This is a genomic window from Alphaproteobacteria bacterium HT1-32, from assembly GCA_009649675.1.
Lineage (GTDB): Bacteria > Pseudomonadota > Alphaproteobacteria > Rhodospirillales > HT1-32 > HT1-32.
Genome location: WJPL01000001.1, coordinates 1,271,558 through 1,297,959 on the forward strand (window position 1 = coordinate 1,271,558; position 26,402 = coordinate 1,297,959).

A 26,402-nucleotide genomic window follows, 5' to 3' on the forward strand; every position below is an offset into this window, starting at 1 on the left:
ACATAACCCTATAATATCGATATTATCTGGTCCAATGTTTTATTCGTCGATATATAATCGGTGGGCTGATCAGGGGACGACCGGTAGGCTGTTGTCCCGATCACGGCCGAATCACATGCCAAATGACAGGAGCCTCTGAGCATGAGTGGATATTTTCTGGTAGATATTGTCTCCAGCCTGACGCTTCAGGAAGCCGAGAACATACTGGACGGTGCGCGCGCAGCGGCCCGTGAGGCTGATCTGCTGCCGCTGACAATTGCCGTGCTGGATTCCGGTGGCAATATTGTGGCTCTGAAACGGGAAGATGGCTGCGGCACCGCCCGCTCGGCAGTCGCGCTGGGCAAGGCGCATGGGGCTCTCGGCATGGGTGTTTCAAGCCGGGAACTCCGTGACCGGCTGAAAGACCGCCCGGCATTTCAGGGCGCCATTGCCGCAGCGACAGGCGGCCAGTTCATTGCGGTGCCCGGTGGTGTGCTGATCCTCAACGCTGACGGTAAAGCCATTGGCGCGGTCGGCATCAGCGGTGATGCCTCGGACCGTGATGAATATGCGGCCATCGCCGGTATTCAGGCAGCGGGCCTGCGGGCTCATCCCGACAGCCCCGCAGAAAACTGGAAGTCTGCCGGGCTCTGACCGTATAAGCCGCAAGCCCCGGCCAACGCCGGGCTTGCATCCGGGTAAATCCGGGGCAACATCCGCAACATGACCGATGAACGCCCCGACCCCCCGACCCATTCCCGTCAGCTGATGCGTGGCGCGATCAAAGCCACCATCGCGACCTCGCTGCCCACCAATGACGGCTGGCCCTATGCATCGCTGGTCACGGTCGCGCATGATCAGGACCTCTCACCCATCCTGCTGCTGTCGACCCTGTCCGACCATACCCGTGCCCTGCAGGCCGACCCGCGCCTGTCACTGCTGTATGAGGAAACGGACGGCTTTGCCAATCCGCAGCAGGGACCCAGAGTGACTGTGCTGGCGATTGCCGAACCGACAGATGATCCGGGATCTGCGCAGCGTTTTATCGCCCGCCATCCCCGGGCAGCCCTTTATGCCGGTTTCGGTGATTTCAGCTTTTACCGGCTGAGCATCGACCGGGTTCATTATGTCGGCGGGTTTGCTGCCGCGAACTGGATCCCGGGCCGCCGGCTGGGAATACCTGACAAATCTGTCGCCGATGCCTTCCGGGAGGCAGAGGCAGATATCGTCACCCACATGAACACAGACCATCAGGATGCCGTCGCCCTCTACGCGAACAGTCTGCTCGGGTTGCGCGGCAAGCACTGGGAGATGTTCGGAATCGATCCGGAGGGTATTGATCTGCGGCTTCGCGACCGGGTTGCGCGGCTGAATTTTGACAGCCCATTGCATACGCCAGCGGATGCACGAAAGACCCTGATAGAGCTTGTACGCCGCGCCCGCGGCTGACCCCCGGCCTGACCGGCCTGTTTTTTGTCAGATTCATGACTTTTCCCTGTAATTCTGCCGGTGGCACGGTTGCCGTGCCTGAAAGGCATGGTTAAAGTCCCCGGCCCTGCTGACGTTCAGCCCCAACTATCGGGCGTCAGCTGCGGGAAACGGGAAAAGACCATCGGGAGAAGTCAAGGTGACACAGACTGGCACTGTCAGCCGGATCGGCCTTAATGCGGTCGGGATCAGCGATACAACTGCAGAATTCTGGAACCTCGGAACAGAGGCTCTGATTGAAGAGGCGCTGGCGCGTCGTGAAGGCCATCTCGGAAAGGGTGGCGCCTTCATCACGGAAACCGGCTCACATACCGGCCGTTCCGCCAAGGACAAGTTCATCGTTGATGAGCCGTCCTCCTCAGCCGACATCTGGTGGGGAGACGTCAACAAGCCGATCTCTGATGAGAACTACCAGAAGCTGAAAGCCAAGGTTCTGGCTCATTATGCCGGCCGCGATGTTTTCGTGCAGGACAGCTTTGTCGGGGCCGACCCGACTTTCCGTCTTGGTGTTCGCGTTGTTACGGAAACCGCCTGGCATAATCTGTTTGCCCGCAACATGTTCCTGCAGCCGACACAGGACGAACTGAAGGACTTCGATCCGCAGTTCACCATTCTGCAGGCACCGACCCTGCTGGCTGATCCCGAAACCGACGGCACCAATTCCGGCACCTTCATTGTCGTGAACTTTGCCGAGAAGATCGTTCTGATCGGCGGCACCCGTTATGCCGGGGAAATCAAGAAATCAGCTTTCTCGATCCAGAACTACCTGCTGCCGGCCCGCAAGGTTCTGCCGATGCACTGTTCGGCCAATATCAGCCCGGAAGGCGACACCGCCATTTTCTTCGGCCTGTCGGGAACCGGCAAAACCACCCTGTCCGCCGATGCATCACGCACCCTGATCGGGGATGACGAGCATGGCTGGGGTGCCGATGGTGTGTTCAACTTTGAAGGCGGCTGCTACGCCAAGGTCATCGACCTGAGCCCGGAAGCAGAGCCGGAAATCTATGCCACCACATCGATGTTCGGCACCGTGCTGGAAAATGTCGTCTATGATCCGATCACCCGTCAGGTTGATTTCACGGACAACACGAAGGCGGAAAATACCCGCGCCAGCTATCCCATCGACTTCATTCCGAACGCCAGCGAAACCGGTCGCGGCGGCCAGCCGAAGAATATCATCATGCTGACCGCAGATGCCTTCGGTGTGCTGCCTCCGATCAGCCAGCTGACCCCGGATCAGGCGATGTATCATTTCCTGTCGGGCTATACCGCCCGCGTTGCCGGAACGGAAATCGGCGTTACCGAACCGCAGGCCACTTTCTCGACCTGTTTCGGTGCCCCCTTCATGCCCCGCCATCCGACCGTCTATGCCGGTCTGCTCGGCAAGCTGATGGAAGAAAATGACGTGAAGTGCTGGCTGGTGAATACCGGCTGGTCCGGTGGCGGCTATGGCGTCGGCTCCCGCATGAAGATCGCCTATACCCGGGCGATGGTGAATGCAGCCCTCGACGGCACGCTGGCCAGTCAGGAAAGCCGTCCGGACCCGCATTTCGGTGTGCTGGTCCCGACCTCCTGCCCCGGCGTTCCGTCAGAAGTGCTCGACCCGAAACAGACCTGGCCGGACAAGGCAGCCTATGAAGCCGCCGCGAAGGATGTGGTCAGCCGTTTTGAAGAGAACTTCAAACAGTTCGAAACGTCGGTTGATGACAGCGTCAACGCCGCGGCCATCCGCGTCGCTGCGTAAAAATCACATTTAGAAGACCTGGAAAGGGGTGCCGGAAACGGCGCCCCTTTTTGATTCAGGGTGCCGTCAGAGGCTGTTCAGCACGTCAGCAAAAGCCTCTGCGAACTGTGCCCGCTCTTCCGCCGTTCCCACACTGACCCGGATACAGCGGTTCAGCGGAGCGACACCGGGCATACGAATAAAAACGCCCCGGTCCTGAAGTGCGGCCAGAATGGCACGCGCACGCTCACCCCCGCCGACATCAATGGCAACAAAATTGGTGGCCGATGGCAGGGCTGTCAGTCCGTGCTGTTCGGCAAGGCGATAATATTCCTGACGTCCGGTCTCTACTTCTGCCGCCACATCTGCCAGAAAGGCGGGGTCCTTCAGGGAGGCCAGCGCGCCGACCTGCGACAGCCGGTTCATTTCAAAATGATTGCGGATCTTGTTGATGCCGGTAATCAGCCCGGCATGACCGATGGCATAACCAACCCGGCAACCGGCCATGCCATGCGCCTTTGAGAAGGTCCGCATGCGCAGCACATTCGGGCGATCCGTATCAATCGCCGGGGCCAGACCGGCAGGGCCAAATTCAATATAGGCCTCGTCCAGCACCAGCAGGGTTGTGACCGGCAGGGCATCAATGAAAGCCTGAACCGCCGCCGCATCATGCCAGGTCCCCATGGGGTTGTCGGGATTGGCGAAATAGACCAGACGGGCTCCTGTCTCACGCACCTTCGCTGCCAGCGCAACCGGGTCCTCGCGGTCGTCCCGATAGGGCACCGTAACCAGTTCCGCGCCATATCCCGCAACATGGTAATTGAACGTCGGGTAGGCGCCGAGGGAAGACACGACGGGTTCACCCGCCTCGACCGTCATCCGCACGATACAGCCCAGCAGGCAGTCAATCCCCGCCCCGACGGTAATTTCATCTATTGCCACACCGAACTGTGCCGACAGTGCCTGGCGCAGATCAAAGTTTTCCGGATCCGCATACCAGCTTGCCCGGGCAGCCTCCGCCTGCATGACGGCAACAGCTTTCGGGGACATGCCGAAACTGCTTTCATTGGCCCCCAGCCGCAGCCGGAACGGTTTCCCCAGACTGCGTTCCAGCGTCTCCGGCCCGACAAAGGGAACCGCCGCAGGCAGACTCTGGTTGCGGGCATTCAGTGCGAAAGGCGCCTTGGTCATATCAGTTCCCCGTTCACGATGGCGGCTGATTTCTTGCCACCGAATATGCCGGTCTGGCAAGGGCGGAGATGACAGGCATCTGCCGGAACCTTCAGCCTGCACCGGATCGCATGACGATAATGTTGGGTGCCTGTTCTTACCCGGTCTGGCAGACTGCCTGCCATGACTTGTCCCGACCCGATATTGAGGAAACCCGCCGATGCTTGAAACTGTCCGTTCCTGGCGCGGAGCCGTTGTTGCACCACATCATCAGGCCGCACGCGCCGGGCTGCGTATACTGGAAGACGGTGGCAATGCCGTCGAGGCGATGATCGCAACGGCAGCGGTCATTTCCGTCACCTATCCGCATATGAACAATCTCGGCGGCGACAATTTCTGGCTGATTGCTCCCGATGGCGAAGACCCGGTCGGTATCGACGCCTGCGGGGCTGCTGCCGGACAGGCCAGCATCGATTTCTACCGCGCCCTTGAGCATGACAGCATCCCGTCACGCGGGCCACTGGCCGCCCTTACCGTCGGTGGCGCGGTTTCCGGCTGGCAACGGGCCTATGCCTACAGCCGCAGCAGGCTTGGTGGTAAAATTCCTTTGTCGCATCTGCTGGAGGAAGCCATCGCCCTCGCCCGTGGCGGCGTTGCGGTAACACGTACCCTTGCCGACAACGCCGCCGGCAAGTTTGACCAGCTCGCCGCATCTCCGGGCTTTACCGGACAATATTGTCCGGAGGGCAGGCCCGTACAGCTGGCAGACAGGCTGCTCCAGCCGCGTATCGCGGACACACTGGCACATCTGGCACAGGCCGGGCTTGATGACTTCTATCGCGGCGACCTGGCCCGCAGCATCGCCGCCGATCTGATCGGCGCCGGCAGCCCGCTGACTCTGGCAGACTTAGAGCGCCATCAGGCGCTGGATGTCACACCACTGGCGCTGGAGGTTGCCGGCCAGCGCCTGTTCAACATGCCCCCGCCGACACAGGGGCTGGCCTCATTGCTGCTGCTCGGAGTCTTTGACCGGCTTGGCGTCTCCACGGCAGAAAGCTTTGATTTTGTCCATGGGCTGGTGGAATCAACCAAGGCTGCCTTCCGGATACGCGACCGGCATGTCACAGACCCCGCCTATATGGCGGAAGCGGCAACAGCTTTTCTGACCGGTGAGCGACTGGACCGGATGGCCGCCGGCATAGATCCGAAACGGGCTGCCCCCTGGCCCGAGGCGAACAATGCCGGGGATACAGTCTGGCTCGGCGCTGTTGATGCCAGCGGCAATGCAGTCAGCATGATCCAGAGCATCTACTGGGAGTTCGGCTCCGGCGTCGTGTTGCCGCAATCCGGCATCACCTGGCAGAATCGCGGGACCAGTTTCTCGCTTGATCCGGCACATCATAACTGCCTGAAGCCGCACCGCCGTCCGTTCCATACCATCCAGCCCGCACTGGCCCGTCTTTCCGATGGCCGGGTCATGCCCTATGGCACCATGGGCGGTGAAGGGCAGCCCCAGACACAGGCCATGATCTATGCCCGTCATGTCATGTTCGGACAGGATCTTCAGCAGGCGGTGACCGCACCGCGCTGGCTGCTCGGCAAAACCTGGGGCAGTGACGTGACGAGCCTGCGACTGGAAGACCGGTTCGACCCTGATCTGGTAAATGCCCTGCGGGCTGCCGGGCATGACGTGGAGATGGTCGGGCCGTTCGACGAAGTCATGGGACATGCCGGTGCACTTGTCCGGCATCCGAACGGACTCATCGAAGGGGCATCCGATCCGCGGTCAGATGGTACCGTCGCGGCCTGGTGAGGCTGTAATCTTGTTGCCTGATTTGGAACATGCTGGCATATTCCGGACAGATTCGGGCCATAGTGGGAAGAGTTCAGGGCATCATGATGAAAGCAGACCGACGCAAACGCACCGTTTCCGCCGCAATTGCTGTTGTCGCGACCTTGTCTATCACAGGCGAGGCCATGGCTGCTGCCTGCCTCAAACCCTCTGAAAGTGCCGCCGTTTCTGCCCGTCTGTTCCAGACTGAACTGATGGTTGCAGCACTGACCTGCCAGCGCCGGGGCGATTACAATACGTTTATCCGGCAGTTTGGCAGTGAACTGGCCAGCCATGGCAAACAGCTGAAGGCTACTTTCAACCGGATGTATGGCGCAAATGGCACGACTCAGCTGAACCGCTTTGTCACCCGACTTGCCAATGAAGCCTCACTCCGCAGCCTGCAATCGACTGATTATTGTGGCACCACAGATGCCCTGTTCGCCGGGGCGCTGGCCGTAAAATCCGGGAAGCTCTCGAAAGTTGCAGCAACCCAGACCTTCAGCACCGACCATGGTCTGCCGTCCTGTGCTGTCGAAGAGCGGGTTGCCCAGATCAAATAAGACGGCAACTGTTCGTCCGCCGACCTCTACCATTCCTTCCGATATAGCCGATATCCGTCAGCCCGCCTGATACGGGAACCCTCACGCCTGTCGTTCCGGCACAAATCGTGATGCCTGGCGGAATGGAGTCTGTCTGTCCACATGTCCAGCCTGATGCAGACAAAGAAAAACGCCGGGCTGTGAGGCCCGGCGTTTTCAGTCATATCCTGCGGGATAATCTTACTGGAAGATGATTTCCACACGGCGGTTCTGCGGCTCGCGCACACCATCTTCTGTCGGGACCAGAGGCTCGGCCTCACCCTTGAAGGTAATGACGATCTGATCGGCCGGGATACCCTGGCGAACCAGTTCTGCCCGGACGCTTTCGGCGCGGCGCTCGCTGAGTGCCAGGTTGTAACGGTTGGTACCGGAACGGTCAGCATGACCCGTTGCCATCAGGCGGGTGATCTTGCCGATCTTGGCATTGGCAGCCGCTGTGCGGACAACTTCCGACGAGTCCGGACGAAGTTCGGCACGGTCGAAGTCAAAGAACACCAGATAGGTGCCCGGAACCTGCGGAACCGGCGGCGGTGCTGCCGGAGCAGGGGCTGCGGCAACAGGCTGCGGAGCCGGAGAAGCAGGTGCCTTCGGTTCGGCAAACGACCAGCGCAGACCCACCATGAAGCGATGTTCATTGAACTCTGCATCCACATCCGTACCCGCGCGGGTCGTGAAGCTTGGGTCCAGCGTCGCGATGTAGCGATAATCAGCTGTCAGCGAAAGCTTCTCATTGATCGGGAAGGCCAGACCGGCGATGCCCTGATAGGCGAAATCAACGCTCTTGTCGTTGATCGACGAACCACCGACCGGCGAAGCACCATCAGCACCGATACGGGCCGCACCAACACCGACACCGACATAAGGCGTCACTGCCCAGCCGAGATTGATATCATAAAGGCCGTTCACCATCAGTGCATAGGCGTTCGAGTCGCCACTGCCGTTTGCCGCACCCTTGATCGAGTCGACATCGCTGGCGCTGTATGAGCCTTCGAGTTCGGTACGAAAACCGTTGCTGTAGGCATATCCGACGTTACCACGAACAACCCAGCCGGTTTCAAAATCAACCGTTGTGTTGATCCCTGAACCGGTCAGGTCAGTATCACCACGCTGGGCAACACCACCGGCAATGCCGAGGTAATAGCCCGGAATGGTATCCGCAGCGGTCGCGACACCTGCCATCAGTACAGATGCGGCAGCGATTGAGAGGGTTCGCAGAGTCGAGAAGGACACGGTCCATGCTCCAAAGTAAAATTAAGGCTATTGCCTGTATAGCCGGTTTATAGAAGAAGGCTTGATCCAACGCAAGACAGCCAACGCGCCTAATCGCTATTTGTTCCGGCTATGCGCTCTCTGTGCAACACATACAGACCTGATCCCACGATAATGGCGATTCCGACCCAGGTAAGCGGGTCCGGAAAGTCGCCGAAAATGAAGAATCCAAGTAATGTTGCGCTGATAATCTCCAGATACTGGAAGGGGGCCAGCAGGCTGGCCGGCGCCCGCTTGAAACCGTTGACGACCAGCAAATGGGCGATAGTGCCGATAAGCCCCAGCAAAATCAGCAACGCCCAATGGTCGGGAGACAGCCAAACCGGCGTCACCACGGCGATATCCATGCTGCCACCGGCCACCAGTGCGACCGACATGACCAGCAGGCCGGAAAGCCCTGCCGTCAGCTGCATGATGACCGGGTCTGCACCCTGTGCAAGCGACCGGGTGAGCGCCAGATAGATGGCGAAGCAACAGGCTGCCCCAATCGGCAGCAAAGCTGGCAGCCCGAATATTGCGTAACTGGGCCGGATAATCATCAGCGCGCCGATAAAGCCGACGAGAATGGCACCGATACGCCGCCAGCCAATCGTTTCTCCAAGAAAAACCGCCGAGATGAGAGTCAGAATAAAAGGTTCAACAAAGAAGATCGCAATCGCATCTGCCATCGGCAGATATTTCAGCGAGGCAAAGAACATCAGTGTCGCCATCGCAATCAGGAACCCGCGGGCAAAATGTACAAACGGCCGCCTGAACGCATCTGCCGCCCGTTTCCGGAGCAGCACAAACGGCAGCAGAATAAGGCTCTGAACCAGAAAGCGACCCCAGGCGACCTGACCGGCCGCCACATCGTCACTGAGAAACTTTGCAATCGCGTCAATGCCGGGGATAACCAGCATGCCCGCCGTCATCAGCAGAATACCATCGACATGGGCCGAACGCGGTTTCACCGCCAGCGTCACAGGTGACGGTCCTGCGTCACCGACAGCCCCACCGGAGGCTCAACCTCTGCCCGAACTGGAAAATATGCCATCAGCATCCCGATCAACTGCAATCTGCACATCAGCATGTACAGGCGGATGACCGGAATAACCAGTCCGGAGGAGCCGGGCCGGGTGATCAGAAAAGGAAATTGTCGTCTTCGTCAGAAACCAGCAGACCGACTTCGTTCTCACGCTGGCCCTGCAGATAATCGTCACCAGCGCGGTGGCCGATCCATTCAATGTCGAAGTCATCCGCGCCTTTGGCATAATAGGCATCGCCATTCGGCTTGCGCCACAGCACATCATCACGGCCATCATTATCGAAGTCCGCGATATCCAGAACTTCATAGCCCCCGCGATAGCCGGCCGCCTGCTGGTCTGACGGATCCCCCGACAGATGCGCCCAGACAAAGCCGCTGCCCTGACTGCGCCAGAGAACATCGGCCTCACCATCGCCATTGAAGTCCCCTGTACCGAGGAAATCGTTATCCGCGCGCATGCCCATCCACAGCTGGTCGTTCACATCACCGCTACGCAGGGCAAAGGTCGCGCCGGTATCCGTATTGCGCCAGATCGCATCGTCCTGCCCGTCGCCGTTCAGGTCGGCAATAGCCAGCAATTCGTCCGAGCCACGATACTGCATCCAGAGTGAATTATTCTGGTCACCGGACTGGAAGGCAAAGGTCGAGCCGGTGGCCTGATCGCGCCAGAGAACGTCATCCTTGCCATCGCCATTGAAATCGCCAATGCCGAGCAGGTCATCGCCATCACGGAAGTTCATCCAGATCGATTGCGACGGATTACCGGAGTAATTCGCGTAAGTGGATTTCGAGGTCGCGTTCTGCCAGAGAATATCTGTCGCGCCATCACCATTGAAATCGCCGATACCGAGGAAATCCGTTCCGGTTTTCGTGCCGATATTCGTCACATCGCCGGGATTTCCGCCATTCATGATGAAGGTCCAGCCCGAGGATGTGTTCTGCCACAGCAGATCATCGGAACCATCGCCATCGAAGTCAGCCAGCGCCAGCAGTTCGCGCCCCGGCAGAGAACCAAGGACCGTCTGATCATTGACGTCGCCGTCATTCATGATGAAGGTCCAGCCGCTGGCCGGATTCTGCCACAACAGATCCTCGCCGCCATCACCGTCAAAGTCGCCCCGTGCCAGCAGGTCACGCCCGGCAAGGAAGCCGAAATCAAGCTGGTCCGACTTGTCACCATTCAGCCAGGCATAGGTCCAGCCCGTGGTGTCGGAACGCCAGATCATGTCGAAACCGTTGGCCGGGTCCGTGCCTTCAAACTGCGAGGGATGGCTCTCCCCCCAGGCCAGCGTCACATCGTCGAAGACCAGGCTTTCAATACCGGTCAGATGGTCTGTCCCGTTCGGTCCCGACTTATGAGTAACGGTGCCTTCATCGTAATCGATGCTGTAGTCGGCAATATTGCCGCTGAAGACCGCCGTATCGTTACCGGCACCACCGGAAAGCGTATCGTTACCTTCGCCGCCTGCCAGCGTGTCATCACCGCGCATGCCGGAGAGGATATTGTCTGCTGCATTGCCGGTCAGGATATCGTTGCCATCACCGCCGATCACATCCTCGATCACCGTTCCGGTGTCAAAGCTGATGTCATGACCATAGAGGGAACTGGTCGCGCCATTATCCAGATCAATATCCAGATCCGACAGCACCGCGGCAAAATTCAGCACATCCCTGCCCGCATTATCGCTGATCAGGCCGCGACCGGCCTCACCGCCATGACGGGCCCATTCTTCGGTGAAGAAATAGGTATCATCATCGCTGGCAGCATCGCCCAGCAGGGTCAGGCTCCAGCTTTCCAGGGTCCCGGAGGAGGCGCCGGTCAGATTGTCTGTAACCCGCAGGGTCCAGTCCCCGGCACCGTCTTCACCCCAGAAATTCACGCTTCCCAGATCGAAGCGGATATCCTGTGTTGAATAGTAATAGGTGCCATCACTGTAACCCGGATTATCGACCAGCAGGCTGACCGTGCCATCCGGTGAAATCAGTTCAACCGTCAGATCGCTGTTGCGGGTATGGTCGATCTCCACATGCACCATCACCCGGTCGATTTCGATCGCCGGGGCACTCAGCGTGATCGTATCGGTAATTGTCCCGAGATTGGTGATCGCCAGATTCGGGGCGCTCGACGCGGTCACGGTTTCCAGATTCTGATAGGTGCTCTGATCGGTCCAGCTTTCTGCCAGACGAACCGCCGCATGGGCATCCGTCAGGCCAAAACCGTAGCCATAATGATAGGTCAGGCCGCCGCCATTCCAGTTCGAGGCGCCGTTGACCAGCCAGCCATCATCTGTCGGCAGCGGGTTCTGTGATGACAGGGCCAGAATTTCCTGCACATCGCGATAGCCAAGCAGCGGGTTGGCTTCCAGCATCAGCGCGGTGACCCCCGCCACGGCCGGTGCCGCAAAAGAAGTCCCGTTCGCGACAACGTAATCGCCGGAAGTGTAGCCGCCGTCAGTCCGGTCAGTCGTGTAGATCGCCTCACCCGGTGCCGATGTCAGAACCGTTGCACCCTGAACCGAGAAATCCGAAACCTCCCCGGCCTCGTTGGTCGCACCGACCGTGATGACATAGGGATTGTTCTGGAAGGCGTGATTGTTCGCGTTCTCACCATACTGGGCATAATTGCCACTGGCGAAGGTGATGATTTGTCCGAGCCCGTCGCGCTCAGCCGAAACCGCATTGATCAGGGCTGTTTCAGCCGCCGCAAAGACCGGCTTGTCGAAATTGTCGTAATAAGCGCCGTAATAGCCCCAGGAATTGGTCAGGATGTCAGCCGCGCCGGCATGGTCCATCGCGTCAACCCAGCGGTTGAGCGGCACCCCCGCCGGGCCAACGGTAAAGCCGGTGATATCCGCGCCATGGGCAATCCCGACGGTGCCGGAACCATCGATCGCGCCGGCAATGACACCGGCCAGCGCGGTGCCATGGTTTTCACCATTGCTGCTGGCATAAGCATCGTCGTCGCCGGTCTTCGCATCATAATCCAGATCCGTGCGATAGGCCGCCGCCAGATCCGGATGGTCATACTGAATACCGCTGTCGATGATCCCGATGACAACACCGCTGCCGGTATACTCATCCCAGACATCCAGCAGGTTCAGGTCGGCATCCGGATTGACTGTGTTGTTCAGATGCCACTGGTTCGGGACTTCCGGGTCAGCGGGCACTGTTCCGTAAAGCTCTGCCGTCGGCTCCGATATTGCCGCGCGCTCTGCCTTAACGGCAGCCCGCTCCTGCAACTCGGCACGACGCAGCACCGCATGAGGCAGAATTTCAGCGGAAAAATCATCGGTCCAGCGGGAGTCGAACGGACCGGTTCGCAGATTGATCAGATCAATCACGTTCCTGCCTCCAGCCTGTTCCAGCCGGACGCGACGTCAGCGAATAGGGTCATCGCAGTCATTACACCGAGATATATACTATTCCGGCGAAATCACCGTAAATGACGGCCATCACACCCCAACAGCATCACTCAGATGATCTATTGCAGCCTGAACGGCCCCTTTTTCACGTGGAATGCCGATGGCTCCCAGCCCCATATCGATCACCGAGAGGGTTCCCAGAAGCATCGGTGCGTTGACATAACCCATATGCGCGATCCGGAAAGCACGGCCTGAAAACTCGCCAATGCCAACACCCAGAATAACGCCTGCCTTGTGTTCACAATAGGCCAGCAGCTGCATCACATGCGCCGGGTCTTTCACCAGAACGGGGGTCACAGAGGGCGCACGATGTTCCGGCGTTTCGATATTGAAGCCAAGCGAGCCGCCCCGGCTCCAGACCTCAACCGCCTTGTGGACAGCACCAGCCAGCAGGCGGTGGCGAGTGAAAACATTCTCCAGCCCTTCTTCCAACAGCATGTCGAGCGACTTGCGAAGCGCGAAAAGCCCGTGCACCGGGGGCGTGCCACAGAACTTCATGTAATGCATTTCACCCTGACGCGCGGTCCAGTCCCAGTATCTTGTCCGCAGATCAGCAGTTTGATGCGCCCGTGCCGCTTTCGGTCCGGCGGCGACAAAACTCAGACCCGGTGGTGACATCAGACCTTTCTGCGATCCGGTCACCGCCACATCGACACCCCAGTCATCCATATCGAACGGTGTGGTGCCCAGCGAGGCGATTGTATCGACCATGAACAAGGCGTCATGACCGGCGGCATCAATGGCCCGGCGGATTGCCGGAACATCGTTCAGCACCCCGGAGGCGGTATCGATCTGCACCACCAGAACGGCTTTGATATCTGCGGCATCCGGCGCTTTCAGACGGGCTTCGACAGCCGCCGGGTCAACGGCCTTGCGCTCGTCCTGCTCCAGCACCTCAACCTCGACACCCATCATGGACGCCATTTCGCCCCAGCCCACGGCAAAGCGGCCACTTTGCAGCACCAGCACCTTGTCGCCGCGGGAAAGCGTGTTTGTCAGCGCCGCTTCCCAGGCACCATGACCATTGGAGATATAGATATAGGTATCGCCTTCCGTGCCGAAGACCTTCTTCAGATCGGCCAGACAACTGGTGGTTATGCCAACCAGTTCACCCTTGTAGATTTCAATAGCCGGGCGATGCATCGCCGCCAGCACAGGCTCGGGAATATTCGTCGGCCCCGGAATGGCGAGAAATTCCCGCCCGGTCTTCAGCGTCATGTTAATCTCCAGTGGATAATCCCGTTGACGGCGGGACATTGCCACGAAGCTGCGGCCCGGAAAACCCATATCCATGCAGCATATCGGGCCGACAGTCCGATGGTGTCTACCGTTGTTGCCCCAGCCAGTCAGCAATCCGTTCAAGGACAGCGTCCTGATTGCGCCAGTGCAACAGCTCGTGCGGCGCCTCATCCCAGTATTTGATTGCCGCCAGATCACCCAGATGCCCGGCCAGCGCCCTGATGGATTTGCGCGCAACAACCCGGTCCTGCCCCCCGTGCATCAGCAAAACCGGCAGCCTCACCTGCGGGGCCAGATCAGATGCCATATCCGTCAGCCGGATCAGGCCCCAGTAGGTATCGATCCGGACATCCCGGACAATACGGGGATCAGACGAAAGACGGCGATAAGCCTGATCGGTATGCAGGGCGTTCCCACGGTCGTTATGGACCGTAACCTCTGGCAGGATATGCGCCGCCGTCCAGAGGAAGGCATTATAGCAGTATCGGAAGGTAACATCTTCACGAACCGCCGGGGCCGCGAGGATCAGCCCGTCGACATCCGGCAGCATCCCGCTGCCGGCAGCGGCCAGGGCGACACCGCCACCCATACTTTCCCCCATGACATAGACCGGCAGGTCGCCAAACCGCCCGCGGATGATCTGCACCGCATCCCGCAGATCACCCGTCATGGTTTCCCGGCCACTCCACCGGCCCTGCGGAGACGTGTCACCAAAACCGCGCTGGTCAAAGGCAACCACGGTATAGCCGCGCAAGGCCAGCGCTGGTCCGATATCCTCAAAAGCCAGCCGGAAGTCGCCGAAGGAATGCAGCGCGATCAGAACAGCGTCGGGCGTTCCCTCAGCCTGCCAGACCGAAACAGGAAGGCGTTTGCCGTCCCGCATGACCAGTTCATCACGGTCCCAGTAAGGATCCGTCCCGGCATCTCCCGCCGGAAGATATTGCGGGGCACAGGCCGCCAGCAGCCACACCGCCATGATGCTCATCACCCTGTTCATCAGGACGACGTGGGGATGATGCAGCCCCGGTCCAAGTTATAATGGACCGGGTGTCAGATCAGACCCGCTCGATCAGCAGTGCGATGCCCTGTCCGACCCCGATGCACATGGTGCAGAGCGCATAGCGACCGCCGCGCCGTTTTAGTTCGTAGGCTGCGGTTGTCACCAGACGGGCGCCGCTCATACCCAGCGGGTGACCCAGTGCAATCGCTCCGCCATTCGGGTTCACATGTTCGGCATCATCCGGCAGACCCAGATCACGGGTCACGGCCAGTCCCTGTGCTGCGAAGGCTTCGTTCAGTTCGATAATGTCGATATCACCCAGCGCAATGCCGGTCTGTGCCAGCAGTTTCTTTGTCGCCGGTGCCGGACCAAAGCCCATGATCCGCGGCTCAACCCCGGCGGTTGCCATACCGACAACCCGTGCCATCGGGGTCAGCCCGTTTGCCGCCGCCGCTTTTTCGTTCGCCAGAATCAGGGCACAGGCCCCATCATTGACGCCAGACGCATTCCCGGCGGTTACACTGCCGTTTTCACGAAAGGGTGCACCCAGCTTTGCCAGCTGTTCGAGGCTGGTTTCCCGCGGATGTTCGTCTGTATTGACGACCAGAGGATCACCCTTGCGCTGGGGAATGACCACCGGCGTGATTTCCTCTGCCAGCCGCCCGGCAGCAATGGCTGCGGCAGCACGCTGTTGTGAACGGAGCGCAAATGCATCCTGGTCCGCGCGTGAGATATTGAAATCTGCGGCGACGTTCTCGGCGGTTTCCGGCATCGAATCGACACCATACTGGGTTTTCATGATCTTGTTGACGAAACGCCAGCCAATCGTCGTGTCATAGATTTCAGCATTCCGGGAAAAGGCAGTGCTGGCCTTCGGCATCACGAAGGGGGCGCGGCTCATGCTTTCAACGCCACCGGCAATCATGAAAGCGGTCTCGCCGGACTTGATGGCGCGGGCTGCCGTGCCAACTGCATCCATCCCCGACCCGCAGAGACGGTTCACCGTGGCCCCCGGAACAGTCGCACTCAGACCTGCAAGCAGGCTCGACATATGAGCCACGTTGCGATTGTCCTCACCCGCCTGATTGGCGCAGCCATAATAGACATCATCGACCGCCTGCCAGTCAGCATCAGGATGACGCCGCAGCAGGGCACTGATCGGAATCGCCCCCAGATCATCAGCCCGAACGGAACTGAGACCGCCGCCAAAGCGGCCGATGGGCGTGCGGATGGCGTCACAGATAAAGGCGTCGTTCATGTCAGTTTCCTGTAAATATGTGCCCGTCCGGCACTCAGACCCGGTTGAAATCGTCTGCGGGATATTAACGCCCCCGCAGCGACAATCTAGCCCCCATGCGCCTTTGCCGTCCGGGCCTTGAGATCACGCAGGACCTGCAGTTCTTCTGCTGTCGGTGGCGGCGTCTCATCCAGATGGTCTGCAAAGCGGAGCTTCCAGCCGGTCACGTCAGCCGCCTGTTCGCGGGTACAGCCCGGATGCAGCTGGGTCATGATGAACTCACCCGTGCCCGGTTCCGGACGCAACATGCCGAGGTCGGTAATGATGACACTTGGCCCTTTGCCCGGGATATTCAGGGCATCCCGGCTGTCACCACCCTTGTAATTTCCGACAGAGGTAATGAAGTCGAGCTTGTCGACAAAGCTGCGCGGTGACTGGCGCAGCAGCACAAAGACTTCCTTGCTGGAGGTCGCAATTTCCGGTGCTCCACCACCACCCGGCAGACGGGTTTTCGGGCTGTCATAATCACCGATGACCGTCGTGTTGATATTTCCGAAACGGTCAATCTGGGCCGCCCCCAGAAAACCAACATCAATCCGTCCGCCCTGCAGCCAGTAGCGGAACATCTCGGGCACCGAAACCACAGTCTGTGCGGTTTCCGCCAGTTCCCCGTCACCAATCGACAGCGGCAGGATGTCCGGCTTGGTGGCGATGGTACCTGATTCATAGATCAGCACCACATCCGGGGCATGTGTCAGCCGCGCCAGATTGGCCGCCGCGCTGGGCTGGCCGATCCCGACAAAACAAACCGTGTCATTCGCCAGCATCCGCGATGCGGCAACGACCATCATCTCATCCGAGCTGTATTCACTTTTGGACTCAGACATAGCCCGCCTCCGTCAGCTTGTTCCAAGTGCCCGACCAGTCGGTCTGATCCAGCACATATTCCTGCATCCAGTTGGTGAAGCTTTCCCGTTCCCGGGCAATACCGTCCCACTTCTTGTAGAAAGCATTATCGCGCTTGTAGAAGCCATGCGCGAAGGAGGGGTGTGCGCCGTAAGGCACTTCGCAGACCGCATCAACAATGAAGCGGGGCAGGATCACATCATTCGGTCCGGCATCAAACTCGTCGACGATCTCCTCGACTGTCACGATGGCACGCTTTGCCGCCATGACCGCTTCCTTCTGAACACCGACAATACCGTGGAGATGCACATTGCCCCGCCGGTCGGCCCGCTGGGCGTGGATAATGGCCACATCCGGGCGGATCGACGGCACTGCCGCCAGCTTTTCGCCGGTGAACGGGCAGGTCACGCTTTTGATATTCGGGTTCACGTCCGGATAGCTGGTCCCGAGATAGCCCCGGAACACGGCCATCGGCAAACCGGCGGCACCTGCCTCGTAGGCATTGGCCAGCGCGGCGTGACTATGTTCCTCAACCTCCAGCTTCAGCGGCCAGCCCTGTTCGACGGCATCGCGGAAACGGTGCAGCGAGCCGACGCCGGGATTACCACCCCAGGAAAACACCATCTTGCGGGCGCAGCCCATACCAATGAGCTGATCATAGATCATGTCCGGCGTCATCCGGGTGATCGTCAGATCCCGGCGGCCCTGCCGGATAATCTCATGCCCTGCCGCATGCGGAATCAGATGGGTAAAACCTTCCATCGAAACCGAATCTCCGTCCCGCACAAGGGACGACACGGCTTCGGCCAGTGTCATGATCTCAGCCATGAAGCGTTTCCTTTTTTGTTCGTATATTGAACATTTGTATTGTATAAAAAATTATCACCCGGCCTTCCGTGGGTCAACCCTGACAATCAACCCGCCGGAATGGAAAGAAAACGGGCAGGAGACAGGCAATGGATGAGCAGATCAAACCGACCGACTATGTGCAGTCGCTGGAACGTGGCCTCGCCGTCATCAAGTCTTTCGGCACCGGCCGGCCAGAAAAAACCCTGACAGAGGTCGCCGCCCTCACCGGGCTGACCCGTGCCGGTGCCCGGCGCCTGCTGCTGACCCTGCAACATCTGGGGCATGTCCGGTCAGACGGAAAATACTATCGCCTCGGCCCCCGCGTTCTTGATCTGGGTTTTGCCTATCTGTCGGCACAACCCTGGTGGCAAAGCGCCGAGCCTTTCATGGAAGAGGTTGTGGCCGCTCTGGGGGAGAGCTGTTCTGCGGCGGTGCTGGATGGTGACGATATTGTTTATGTTCTGCGCATCCCGGCATCGCGCATCATGACCATCAACCTGTCCATCGGTGCCCGCCTGCCCGCCTATGCAACATCGCTGGGTCGTGTCCTGCTGGCGGCAGAGGATGAAAGCCGGGCGCGGCAGTTGCTGGAGAGCGCCGACCGCCGGGCACTGACCGTCCATACGGTCACCGAGACAGATCGTCTCATGGACATTCTGGATCAGGTGCGCCGTCAGGGATACTGCATCGTCGATCAGGAACTGGAAATCGGCCTGCGGTCGGTCTCGGTCCCCCTGCAGGCCCGGACCGGACAGGTCATTGCCGCCCTGAATGTCAGCCTGCATGCAACCCGCGCTGATGCGGAAGAAATTGCCACAGGCTTTGTCCCGGTCCTGCAGCAGGCCGCGGCCCAGATTTCCCGCAACATGACCCGCTAGACGCGGGCCGGGCGAATATTCATGACAACGGCGAAGAAGCTCAGTCCTGCCGCCAGCAGACAGACATCCGTCAGGCTGAATCCCCGTTCCAGCATCAGCCCGGTAACCGCCGGGGCCAGTGCCACACCGACGAACTGAACCGACGCATGAATGGAAATCGCCAGCGCCCGGGCATCGGGTGCGGCATTGCCAACCGTCAGCAGAAGGGCCGGGATGGCGACCGCTATACCAAAGGTGAAAACCGCACCGGCAATGTAAACCCCGGTTACAGCATCAGCGACAATGGGGCCGAGAAAAGCCAGTCCCATCAGGACAAATCCCAGCAGCACCATCCGCATGACACCGAACCGGCGGATCATCAGTCCGGCAAAGGCCGTTGCCAGCAATCCCGGTAACCCGACATAGCGGACGTAAACTGGATCAGCCATCAGCCGTCCCGCCGCGGATTCAATCTCAACTGCCGCGAAAAACATCACGAACGGTACCAGTGACAGGGCAGAGCCGATATAAACCCGCAACAGCCGCCGGTACGGAATCGTCTGGAGATCTGCCCCGGACGCCACAATCCGGCCGGCAACACCACCGGGTAGCCAGATCGCCACGACAAGCGCCGCCAGCATGAAGAACAGCGCAGGCACCATTGCCGCCCAGCGCAGCGGTTCACCAAATCCGCCAACCGCTGCCAGCATCTGACCGACAATACCGGACACCAGCAACGAGCAGGTAAAGACAGCGGTTCCCGTCATCCGCATCGGTTCTGGCAGGCGTTCCTGCAACCAGGCAATCGTCGAGGGGGGAAAGCCGGCGGTAAAGAAACCCTGCGCTGCCCGCAACCACAGGATCATCTCGAAACCTTCAGCAAACGCGACCCCGGCGGAAGACAGCCCGGCCCCGACCAGCCCGGTTACCATGCAAACCCTGCGCCCGAACCGGTCGGACAGACGGCCAAAGACCAGAAAGCCGGCCGCGAGGGCAAAGCCGAAGGATGAAATCACCCAGGCCGCTTTTTCAGGGCCGACAGAATAATGCGCGGATATTTCCGGGATCAGGGCAATCGGCCCATAGAGCTGAGCCATGATGCAGACGGCAACCAGCGACAGTCCGGCCAGCACCAGTCCCGGATGTGTCAGCCCCTGCGGTGGCGTCTTTTGTTTCACCTCAGACATTGCAGCGAAAGCAACCCTTCAGGGCCGTTCGTCTGCTGAGGCCGGATATGGTCCGGTAACGGACGGTCATTCGCTGCTCCATCTTTCGGTTTCGCATATCAACAGACTTGTTATCCAGCCCGAAACCTGTTTCGACGCGGCAGAGAAAACACTGTAACCTCCGCCCGAACAACAGCAATTGAGAGAGTCGTCGATGTCTGGTCCGAAAATTACCCGCAGTGACATTCTGCAAGCCAGCAAGGGCATGTTGCAGATGCAGCTTTATGCCGTCTTCACCCGGCCAACCAACGGGCTGGGACCGGTAATGGAACATATTGAAGAGCATCTGGCCTTTCAGTGCGACCTCGAACGCAAGGGAATCATGTTCGGTGCCGGTCCTTTCTGGGCCGATAACGAAGAAGACTGGCATGGCGAAGGCATGGTCATCATCCGCGCCGCCTCGCTGGCAGATGCCCGTGCCATCGCTGAATCCGACCCGATGCACAGCAGCGGTGCCCGCAGCTTCACCGTAAGGCCCTGGCTGCTCAATGAAGGCGGCCTGACGGTCCGCGTGACCTATTCCGACGGTGCCCGGCAGATCGACTGAGGGTCCGTTCATGGCTTCCGTCCTGAACATCCTGTACCGGACCATCGGCGGTCTGGCGGCCCTGTTGCTGGCGGGTCTGATCGGCAGTCTGCTGGCCGGCATTCTGTCCCGCTATCTGGCTGACCTGTCGCTCGTCGGTGCGGGTACCGCCGCACAGTGGCTGTTTGCAGCGATGATCGCGACAGCCCTGCCCCTCAGCCGGCTGGCGAAAGGACATCTGGCGGTCAGCCTGTATCAGCCGGAAAACAACGGGCCACTGGCCATCATCAGTTCGGAAGCGGTAACCCTGTTTGCCCTGCTGACCCTGATCACCGGGGCAGGCACCCTGATCACCGCCATTGGTGGTATCGATCCGTCTCTCAACCTGCCGGTCTGGGTCCGCTTTGCCCTGATCCCGGTGATGGCCGCCATCGCCCTGCCTCTCGGTCTGATGCAGGATCTGGTTGCCAACCGCAAACTCTGGCCCCGGCTGACCGGCATTGTCGCCGGCCTTCTGCTCTGGCTGGCCGGTGGTGACCTGCCAGGCATCACCTCACTCACACCGCTGACGGCACTCGGGACAGGGTTTATTCTTGCTCTGGCAACCGGTGCGCCTGTCGCCATTGCCATGCTGTTTGCCGTCATGCTGGCTCATCTCGCCGGCGGCCTGATGCCGCCACCAGCCACCACCCAGACCATGATCAACGGAGCAACCCGGCATCTCTTGCTGGCCGCACCCCTGTTCATTACCGCCGGTGCCCTGATGAATGCGGGCAGCCTGACCGACCGCCTGATTGCACTGGCCACCTCACTGGTCGGTCATCTGCGGGGCGGACTGGCGCAGGTCACGGTGCTGACCTCAACCCTGTTCGCGGGCATTTCCGGTTCCAGCTATGCCGAGGCGGCGATCAGCGCCAAGCTGCTGGCACCGCAAATGCGCAAACAGGGATATCCCGCCGCCGACGCAGGCGCGATTACCGCGGCAGCATCCGTCCTGCCAAACATCATCCCGCCGTCGGTCGCCCTGCTGATTCTGGCCGGAGTCGCCAATCTGTCGGTCGGGGCACTCTGGATTGCGGGAATTCTGCCCGGACTGGTCCTTACTGCCTTGCTGATGATAACCGTCAACATACTGGCGCGGCGACGCGGCTATCCATGCGGTGACATCCGTCCGCCCCTGCCCGAGATAGCCCGGCGGACCGGTCGAGCCATACCGGTTTTACTACTCGCCGTTCTGATTGTCGGCGGTATTCGTTTTGGTGTCGTCACCCCGACCGAGGCCGGTGTCATCGCTATTCTTTATGCGCTTTTCCTGGGGGTCTGCATTTATCGCAGCTATCGCCCGGCCGCGCTGGGGGAGATCTTTCGCGAAGCCGGTATTCAGTCTGCCCAGATCGGGCTGCTGATCGGGGCCGCCTCTCCCTTCGCTTTTGTCATGGTCACGGAGCAGGCACCTCAGGCCCTCAGTTCTGCCGCCTTCAGCCTGACTGAAAACCCCCTGCTGCTGCTGATACTGGCAAATCTGATATTGCTGGTTTTCGGCATGATACTGGATATCGGTGCAGCAATCCTGATTCTGACCCCGATTCTGATGCCGATTGCCATTACAGCCGGCATCGACCCGGTCCATTTCGGTGTCGTGATTGTCGTCAACCTGATGATTGGTGGCCTGACACCGCCCGTCGGCCTTCTGGTTTTCATCACATCAAGTCTGACCGAAACTCCGGTCCGGCAACTGTTCCGCGCGGTACTTCCCTATATTGTCGCCCTGCTGGCGGGCCTGCTGGTCATCCTGCTGGTCCCCGCACTTTCAACGTCACCCGGCTGGATTTTGGGGACAGGTTAAGCCAGTCTCCGGGCCGGAGACGAATTCGACCGGAAGGAATTCATCATGACTGTTTTCAATCCACTGAAACTGTTCACACTTGCCATGATGGCTCTGGCCCTGCCTTTGCAGGGGGCAACAGCCGCTGGCAAGCCACTCACCATCTCCGTGATCTACGGCCCGGACAAACCACAGGCAAAGCTGTGGTTTCATTTCCGTGACGAGGTCGAGCAGGCCCTGCCCGGTGCCTTCGATTTCCGCATCGTCACCGGCGGCGCACTTGGCGGTGAAAAGGAAACTGCCGAAGGGGTGCGCATCGGCTCCGTCAATGCCGCTGAGTCAACCCTTGCCAACCTGACCACCTGGGTGCCGGAAGGTGCCCTGTTCGACATGCCCTTCATGTTTCGTAACAGCGGGCATATCGACCGCGTGATGGCCGGGCCGATCGGTGACGAGTTCCGCGAAAAGTATGCCGCTGAAGGGTTTCACATCCTCGGCTATATCACCTACGGGGCCCGCAATATCATCTCGAAAGAGCCGATCCGCAAACCTGCTGATGTCCGGGGGCGCAAGATGCGCGTGCTGCAAAGCGCATTGCATGTCGACCTCTGGAAGTCACTGGGCGCCAACCCGACCGCGGTCCCGATTACAGAAGCCTACAATGCGCTGTCCACCGGCGTTGTCGATTACATGGATATGACGAAATCCGGCTATGAGGCGCTGAAACTTTATGAAGTTGTTCCCAGCTTTACCGAAACCAGCCATATCTGGGCGCTGGGCGCGATCTATATGAGCAGTGACTACTGGCAGAACCTGACCGCCGAACAACAGGCCGTCTTCACCAGGGCAGGCAAATCAGCGGCGGCATTCTTCAACGAACTGGCCGCGAGAGAACAGAACATTTCGCTTTCGAAAACCGTTCAGCTGGGTGCCTCCGTCATCACGCCGGATATCCGCCTCTGGCAGCATGCAATGTCCCCCTTCTGGGAAAGCTATGCACCGAAAGTCGGCGGTCTGGAGCGTATTCTGCGTATTGTTGCGACCGAATAGGTTCCGTAACGCGGCCCGTCAGACGGAATCAAAGAAATCGAGCTGCCATTCCAGTTCGTCCTCGGTGTAAGCGTAATCGCCTTCCCTGGTCGCATGGACCACCATCGCCGGTGCAATCTTTGCAACCCTGTGCTGCACCCGCCCGGCCATCGCCGCAGACAAACCGGCTTTCCAGCAAAGAGCCACAACAGGCTTCGAGATTCGCTGGGTGAAAGTTCTTTTGACCATATCGTGGCTGTAGCCGGTCATCAGGGTCAGGGCGGCAACGACCAGTCCGTTATCCCGGCTTTCAATCATCCGGCTGATTGCATCTTCGTTCGAGGATGATTTTGAAATCATTTCCCGGGCCTGAGCCATCCTGTCCTGGGGTGCGGCCTCCGGCATTGCCGATCGCGCCCGCTTTGGTTCAAGCAGGGGGTCCCCTTCATTAATGCGCTTATGGAGAGTTTCGGACAGTTTCCGGATTGTGCCGGGGTCGATATCCTCGCGGGCCGTCAGCAGTTCGATCATATCCTTGGCAACATAACGCGCCAGATTACGCATCGCCGCCGATGACAGCTTCGGCCGCCGGACCAGCGGGGCATGCCAGCGTTCCCGGTCAGCCGCCCGGTCAGCCAGGCGATCAAGGGTTTCTTCCCGGATCTGCGCCTTGCTGTTATCCAGCAGATCGGCAATCGCCATTTCATCATCTGTTGCAATGATGGCATCGGAAACCCGTGCCCGAACTTCGGAACGCCGGGAAATTGCTGACAATGCACCTGATGACGGCGCGCTTGCGATAATTTCCAGCAGGTCCGCGTCGGTCAGAACCGGCGAGAACTGCAATACCGGAGAGGAAACCGTCAGTTCCTCATCCATCGCCAGACGCTGAATGATTTCCGGGGCAACGGCGCCTTCCGCCTTCAGCACATCCGCCAGCATGGCCCGGACCTTCGTTGCCTGATCTTTTGCCAGCTGCTGCAATGTCTCAAAGGCCAGCGCCCGTGCCCGGTCAGTCTCTGCCGCACCAAGACCGGGAGCCAGCCTGGCAATTTTTTCGGCCAGCATCTGCCGGACCGTCTCGTCCGAATCTTCCGAAAGTAACTGGTCGGCCTGTGCCGGACAGGCCGTGTTCGCCGCCAGCGCACTCCGGACTTTTATGGATGTATCACGGGCAAGAAAATACAAAATTTCAGGGCGCGTGCTGCTGTCAGCGGCAATGCTGGCACGGGCCTGTTCGGAACCCGCCACCAAAGCCTTCTTTGCGGCTTCATACGTCATTTCTTTGGAGCTTCGCCCCCGTATCCTCTCGATGATTGCAACCATCTGGAAGAAACCCTGTCTGACTTCTATTCTTCGGAAACAGCATGGGACGGTCCGTTCGAGCCGTCGATATAGTAATTACCCTTACCCGTCCGCTTTACCTCATACATCGCAGCATCTGCCCGGGCGATAAGCTGTTTCAGATTTTCGTTCCGGTCGGCGGTTGCCAGCGCAATGCCAAGTGACAGGCCAAGCGGCTTGTCACGTTTCCCGGAGAAAACCTGCAACGCCTTGCCTGCCCGAAGCAGGGCGTCAGCACGGCTCTGCACACCCGGCAGATCAATATTCTCAAGCCAGATGGCAAATTCATCGCCACCCAGCCGCCCGATCAGATCTGTCGGGCGTGTCCCGCCGATCAGCACATCCCGCAGCTTGATCAGGGCAGAATCTCCGCGCTGATGGCCGTGGACATCATTGACCAGCTTGAAGTTATCCAGATCGACATAAACCAGAGCCGAACTTGTCGCACTTCGCGCAAGACGGTTAAACCGGCGTTCCAGCTCGTCAAAGAATGCCCGGCGGTTCAGCAGGCCAGTCAGACTGTCAGTGCGCGACAGGGTGATGATTCGTTCATGACTGGCGATCTGCTCCAGCGCGATACCCATCTGATTGGCAATATCGACAATCAGCAGCTTCTCATCATCGTCCCAGGGACGGGTTGCAACCGGGTCATCCGGATCAAACTTCCGCCGCCACAGACAAATCGCCCCGTTCTGACCCTGATTGTTGAACGTCACGACACCCAACGCCTGAACAGAGCCGACCTCGTCCTGAACCGTCAGCTTCTGATGACGCAACCTGTTGACGACGCTTTCCAGCGGAGAGTCGTCTCCCAGGGCACCATACTCGGCGACACAGGAAAAACTGCCGGCCTGATTGGTACGATAAACCCGGCAGCCAATGGCACCAACCGACCGGGCCGTTGCCTGAGCGGCGGCAACCAGCATGTTCGATGGTTCAACCTCGTCGCGGATGGTCCGCACGATATGAGTCAGCAATTCCTCGCGCACCTGCGAATGGGTCAGTGCCGATTCCTGCTGGTGACGGACCGTGATGTCGCTGCAAACCCCGCGTACACCAGCCCAGTCCCCGGAGTCAGAGGTAACCGGCGTCGCCGCGATCCGGACAAGCCGTTCTTCACCATTCTGCGCCTTCAGCCAGACATCCACATCATCGACCTGCGACCGGGCTTCAAAAACCAGCGTGGCATCTTCATCGCTCCTGTTGCACAGAAACTCCGTGTAATGCCGGTCAATTATGTCCGCGGCCTCATACCCGAAGCCACCTTTCGGCGAAACAAAGATAAACTGGCCTGCGGCATTCGTTTCCCAGGCCATGTCGCTCGAAATCTCGACCAGATCACGATAACGCTGGCGGGAATCACTCAGGGCCTTCGACAGATTTCGTTCCAGTGTCGCTTCCTGAGCCAGCAGCAGGGCCCCGCGCGGCTCCTCAGTCGGCACAACCGTCAGGCTGTAAACGGCCCGGCGACCCTCGATAGGATCGAAGGAAATATCAAAGACACCGGTCTGACCCGTGGCCACCGCCGTGCGCAGAACGGACATCAGTTCCGGCGCCTCGGCATCGCTCAGCTGTTTCGCCAGATCTTCTGCTGCCTGATTGGCGCGCAGAATCGTCGCCTCGTCATTGATGACGATTGCCGGTCCCGGAAAATTGTCGATGAAGTCCGTGTTGACCTTCATACCTGCTATAGTGAACCGAAACTATCCACCGGCAACCCGGCAACCAGCCTCCGGATGCACCCCCTACCCTTGTTTTATCAGATCCGAACCGACAACAGCATTTGCCGATTTCCCGCTCCCCGCAAGGAACCTATCGCAATCCTGATGCAGAATGGCAATATTCTTGTGATGACA

General features: G+C 59.5%; 21 protein-coding genes. 9 read left to right on the top strand and 12 right to left on the bottom strand.

The features are described from left to right. Positions 1-141: 141 nt before the first annotated feature. From GH722_06030 to GH722_06040, 3 genes are all read left to right on the top strand, one after another. Entirely contained in the window at positions 142-633 is a 492-nt protein-coding gene (locus GH722_06030; protein ID MRG71316.1) for a heme-binding protein, read from the top strand. A gap of 69 nt (positions 634-702) precedes the next feature. Further along, a complete protein-coding gene (locus tag GH722_06035; protein MRG71317.1) occupies positions 703-1,428 on the top strand; it encodes a DUF2470 domain-containing protein in 726 nt (241 codons plus the stop codon). Positions 1,429-1,606: 178 nt separating this feature from the next. After that, entirely contained in the window at positions 1,607-3,211 is a 1,605-nt protein-coding gene (locus GH722_06040) for a phosphoenolpyruvate carboxykinase (protein ID MRG71318.1), read from the top strand. Positions 3,212-3,277: 66 nt separating this feature from the next. On the opposite strand, the gene GH722_06045 is transcribed toward GH722_06040, so the two are convergent. Beyond that, on the bottom strand, positions 3,278-4,381 hold the full coding sequence (locus tag GH722_06045) for a pyridoxal phosphate-dependent aminotransferase (GenBank protein MRG71319.1): 1,104 nt from the start codon (positions 4,379-4,381) through the stop codon (positions 3,278-3,280). A gap of 199 nt (positions 4,382-4,580) precedes the next feature. On the opposite strand from GH722_06045, the gene GH722_06050 reads away from it, so the two are divergent. Together GH722_06050 and GH722_06055 are read left to right on the top strand one after the other, a co-directional pair. Further along, complete coding sequence (locus GH722_06050) at positions 4,581-6,173, top strand: gamma-glutamyltransferase (GenBank protein ID MRG71320.1); 1,593 nt, start codon at positions 4,581-4,583, stop codon at positions 6,171-6,173. An 86-nt stretch (positions 6,174-6,259) separates the two neighbouring features. After that, on the top strand, positions 6,260-6,754 hold the full coding sequence (locus GH722_06055; protein ID MRG71321.1) for a hypothetical protein: 495 nt from the start codon (positions 6,260-6,262) through the stop codon (positions 6,752-6,754). Between the two features lie 219 nt (positions 6,755-6,973). Here the strand turns inward: GH722_06055 and GH722_06060 are convergent, their stop codons facing one another. The 8 genes from GH722_06060 to GH722_06095 form a co-directional block, all read right to left on the bottom strand. After that, on the bottom strand, positions 6,974-8,023 hold the full coding sequence (locus GH722_06060) for an outer membrane beta-barrel protein (protein ID MRG71322.1): 1,050 nt from the start codon (positions 8,021-8,023) through the stop codon (positions 6,974-6,976). Between the two features lie 89 nt (positions 8,024-8,112). Beyond that, positions 8,113-8,973, bottom strand: coding sequence for an EamA family transporter (locus tag GH722_06065; protein MRG71323.1), 861 nt, complete (start codon positions 8,971-8,973; stop codon positions 8,113-8,115). A 208-nt stretch (positions 8,974-9,181) separates the two neighbouring features. Continuing rightward, the gene (locus tag GH722_06070; GenBank protein MRG71324.1) at positions 9,182-12,427 is read right to left on the bottom strand and encodes a S8 family serine peptidase; all 3,246 of its coding nucleotides are present in this window, start codon (positions 12,425-12,427) and stop codon (positions 9,182-9,184) included. A 111-nt stretch (positions 12,428-12,538) separates the two neighbouring features. Next, complete coding sequence (locus tag GH722_06075; protein MRG71325.1) at positions 12,539-13,726, bottom strand: aminotransferase class V-fold PLP-dependent enzyme; 1,188 nt, start codon at positions 13,724-13,726, stop codon at positions 12,539-12,541. A gap of 106 nt (positions 13,727-13,832) precedes the next feature. Then, positions 13,833-14,744, bottom strand: coding sequence for an alpha/beta fold hydrolase (locus tag GH722_06080; protein ID MRG71326.1), 912 nt, complete (start codon positions 14,742-14,744; stop codon positions 13,833-13,835). Between the two features lie 58 nt (positions 14,745-14,802). Then, a complete protein-coding gene (pcaF, locus tag GH722_06085) occupies positions 14,803-16,005 on the bottom strand; it encodes a 3-oxoadipyl-CoA thiolase (protein ID MRG71327.1) in 1,203 nt (400 codons plus the stop codon). A gap of 86 nt (positions 16,006-16,091) precedes the next feature. Continuing rightward, a complete protein-coding gene (locus tag GH722_06090) occupies positions 16,092-16,871 on the bottom strand; it encodes a CoA-transferase subunit beta (protein ID MRG71328.1) in 780 nt (259 codons plus the stop codon). Continuing rightward, a complete protein-coding gene (locus tag GH722_06095) occupies positions 16,864-17,718 on the bottom strand; it encodes a CoA transferase subunit A (GenBank protein ID MRG71329.1) in 855 nt (284 codons plus the stop codon). The genes GH722_06090 and GH722_06095 overlap by 8 nt, the downstream gene beginning before the upstream one ends. A gap of 128 nt (positions 17,719-17,846) precedes the next feature. On the opposite strand from GH722_06095, the gene GH722_06100 reads away from it, so the two are divergent. Beyond that, positions 17,847-18,617 carry a helix-turn-helix domain-containing protein gene (locus GH722_06100; protein ID MRG71330.1) on the top strand — a complete coding sequence of 257 codons (771 nt, stop codon included), beginning with the start codon at positions 17,847-17,849 and terminating at the stop codon, positions 18,615-18,617. Here the strand turns inward: GH722_06100 and GH722_06105 are convergent. Continuing rightward, positions 18,614-19,783 carry an MFS transporter gene (locus tag GH722_06105; GenBank protein MRG71331.1) on the bottom strand — a complete coding sequence of 390 codons (1,170 nt, stop codon included), beginning with the start codon at positions 19,781-19,783 and terminating at the stop codon, positions 18,614-18,616. The two genes, GH722_06100 and GH722_06105, sit on opposite strands and share 4 nt — an antisense overlap. Positions 19,784-19,976: 193 nt before the next feature. On the opposite strand from GH722_06105, the gene GH722_06110 reads away from it, so the two are divergent. From GH722_06110 to GH722_06120, 3 genes are read left to right on the top strand one after another with little or no spacing between them, the layout of a single operon-like run. Continuing rightward, a complete protein-coding gene (locus tag GH722_06110; GenBank protein ID MRG71332.1) occupies positions 19,977-20,369 on the top strand; it encodes a hypothetical protein in 393 nt (130 codons plus the stop codon). A 10-nt stretch (positions 20,370-20,379) separates the two neighbouring features. Continuing rightward, positions 20,380-22,194 carry a TRAP transporter large permease subunit gene (locus GH722_06115; protein MRG71333.1) on the top strand — a complete coding sequence of 605 codons (1,815 nt, stop codon included), beginning with the start codon at positions 20,380-20,382 and terminating at the stop codon, positions 22,192-22,194. A 45-nt stretch (positions 22,195-22,239) separates the two neighbouring features. Further along, positions 22,240-23,223 (top strand): TRAP transporter substrate-binding protein, encoded by a 984-nt coding sequence (locus tag GH722_06120; GenBank protein ID MRG71334.1) that lies wholly within the window; start codon positions 22,240-22,242, stop codon positions 23,221-23,223. Between the two features lie 18 nt (positions 23,224-23,241). Here GH722_06120 and GH722_06125 read toward each other — a convergent pair whose 3' ends face one another. Next, positions 23,242-24,528, bottom strand: a complete 1,287-nt coding sequence (locus GH722_06125) for a DUF2336 domain-containing protein (GenBank protein ID MRG71335.1) — start codon at positions 24,526-24,528, stop codon at positions 23,242-23,244. A 23-nt stretch (positions 24,529-24,551) separates the two neighbouring features. After that, positions 24,552-26,228 carry a diguanylate cyclase gene (locus GH722_06130; protein ID MRG71336.1) on the bottom strand — a complete coding sequence of 559 codons (1,677 nt, stop codon included), beginning with the start codon at positions 26,226-26,228 and terminating at the stop codon, positions 24,552-24,554. Positions 26,229-26,402: the final 174 nt, after the last annotated feature.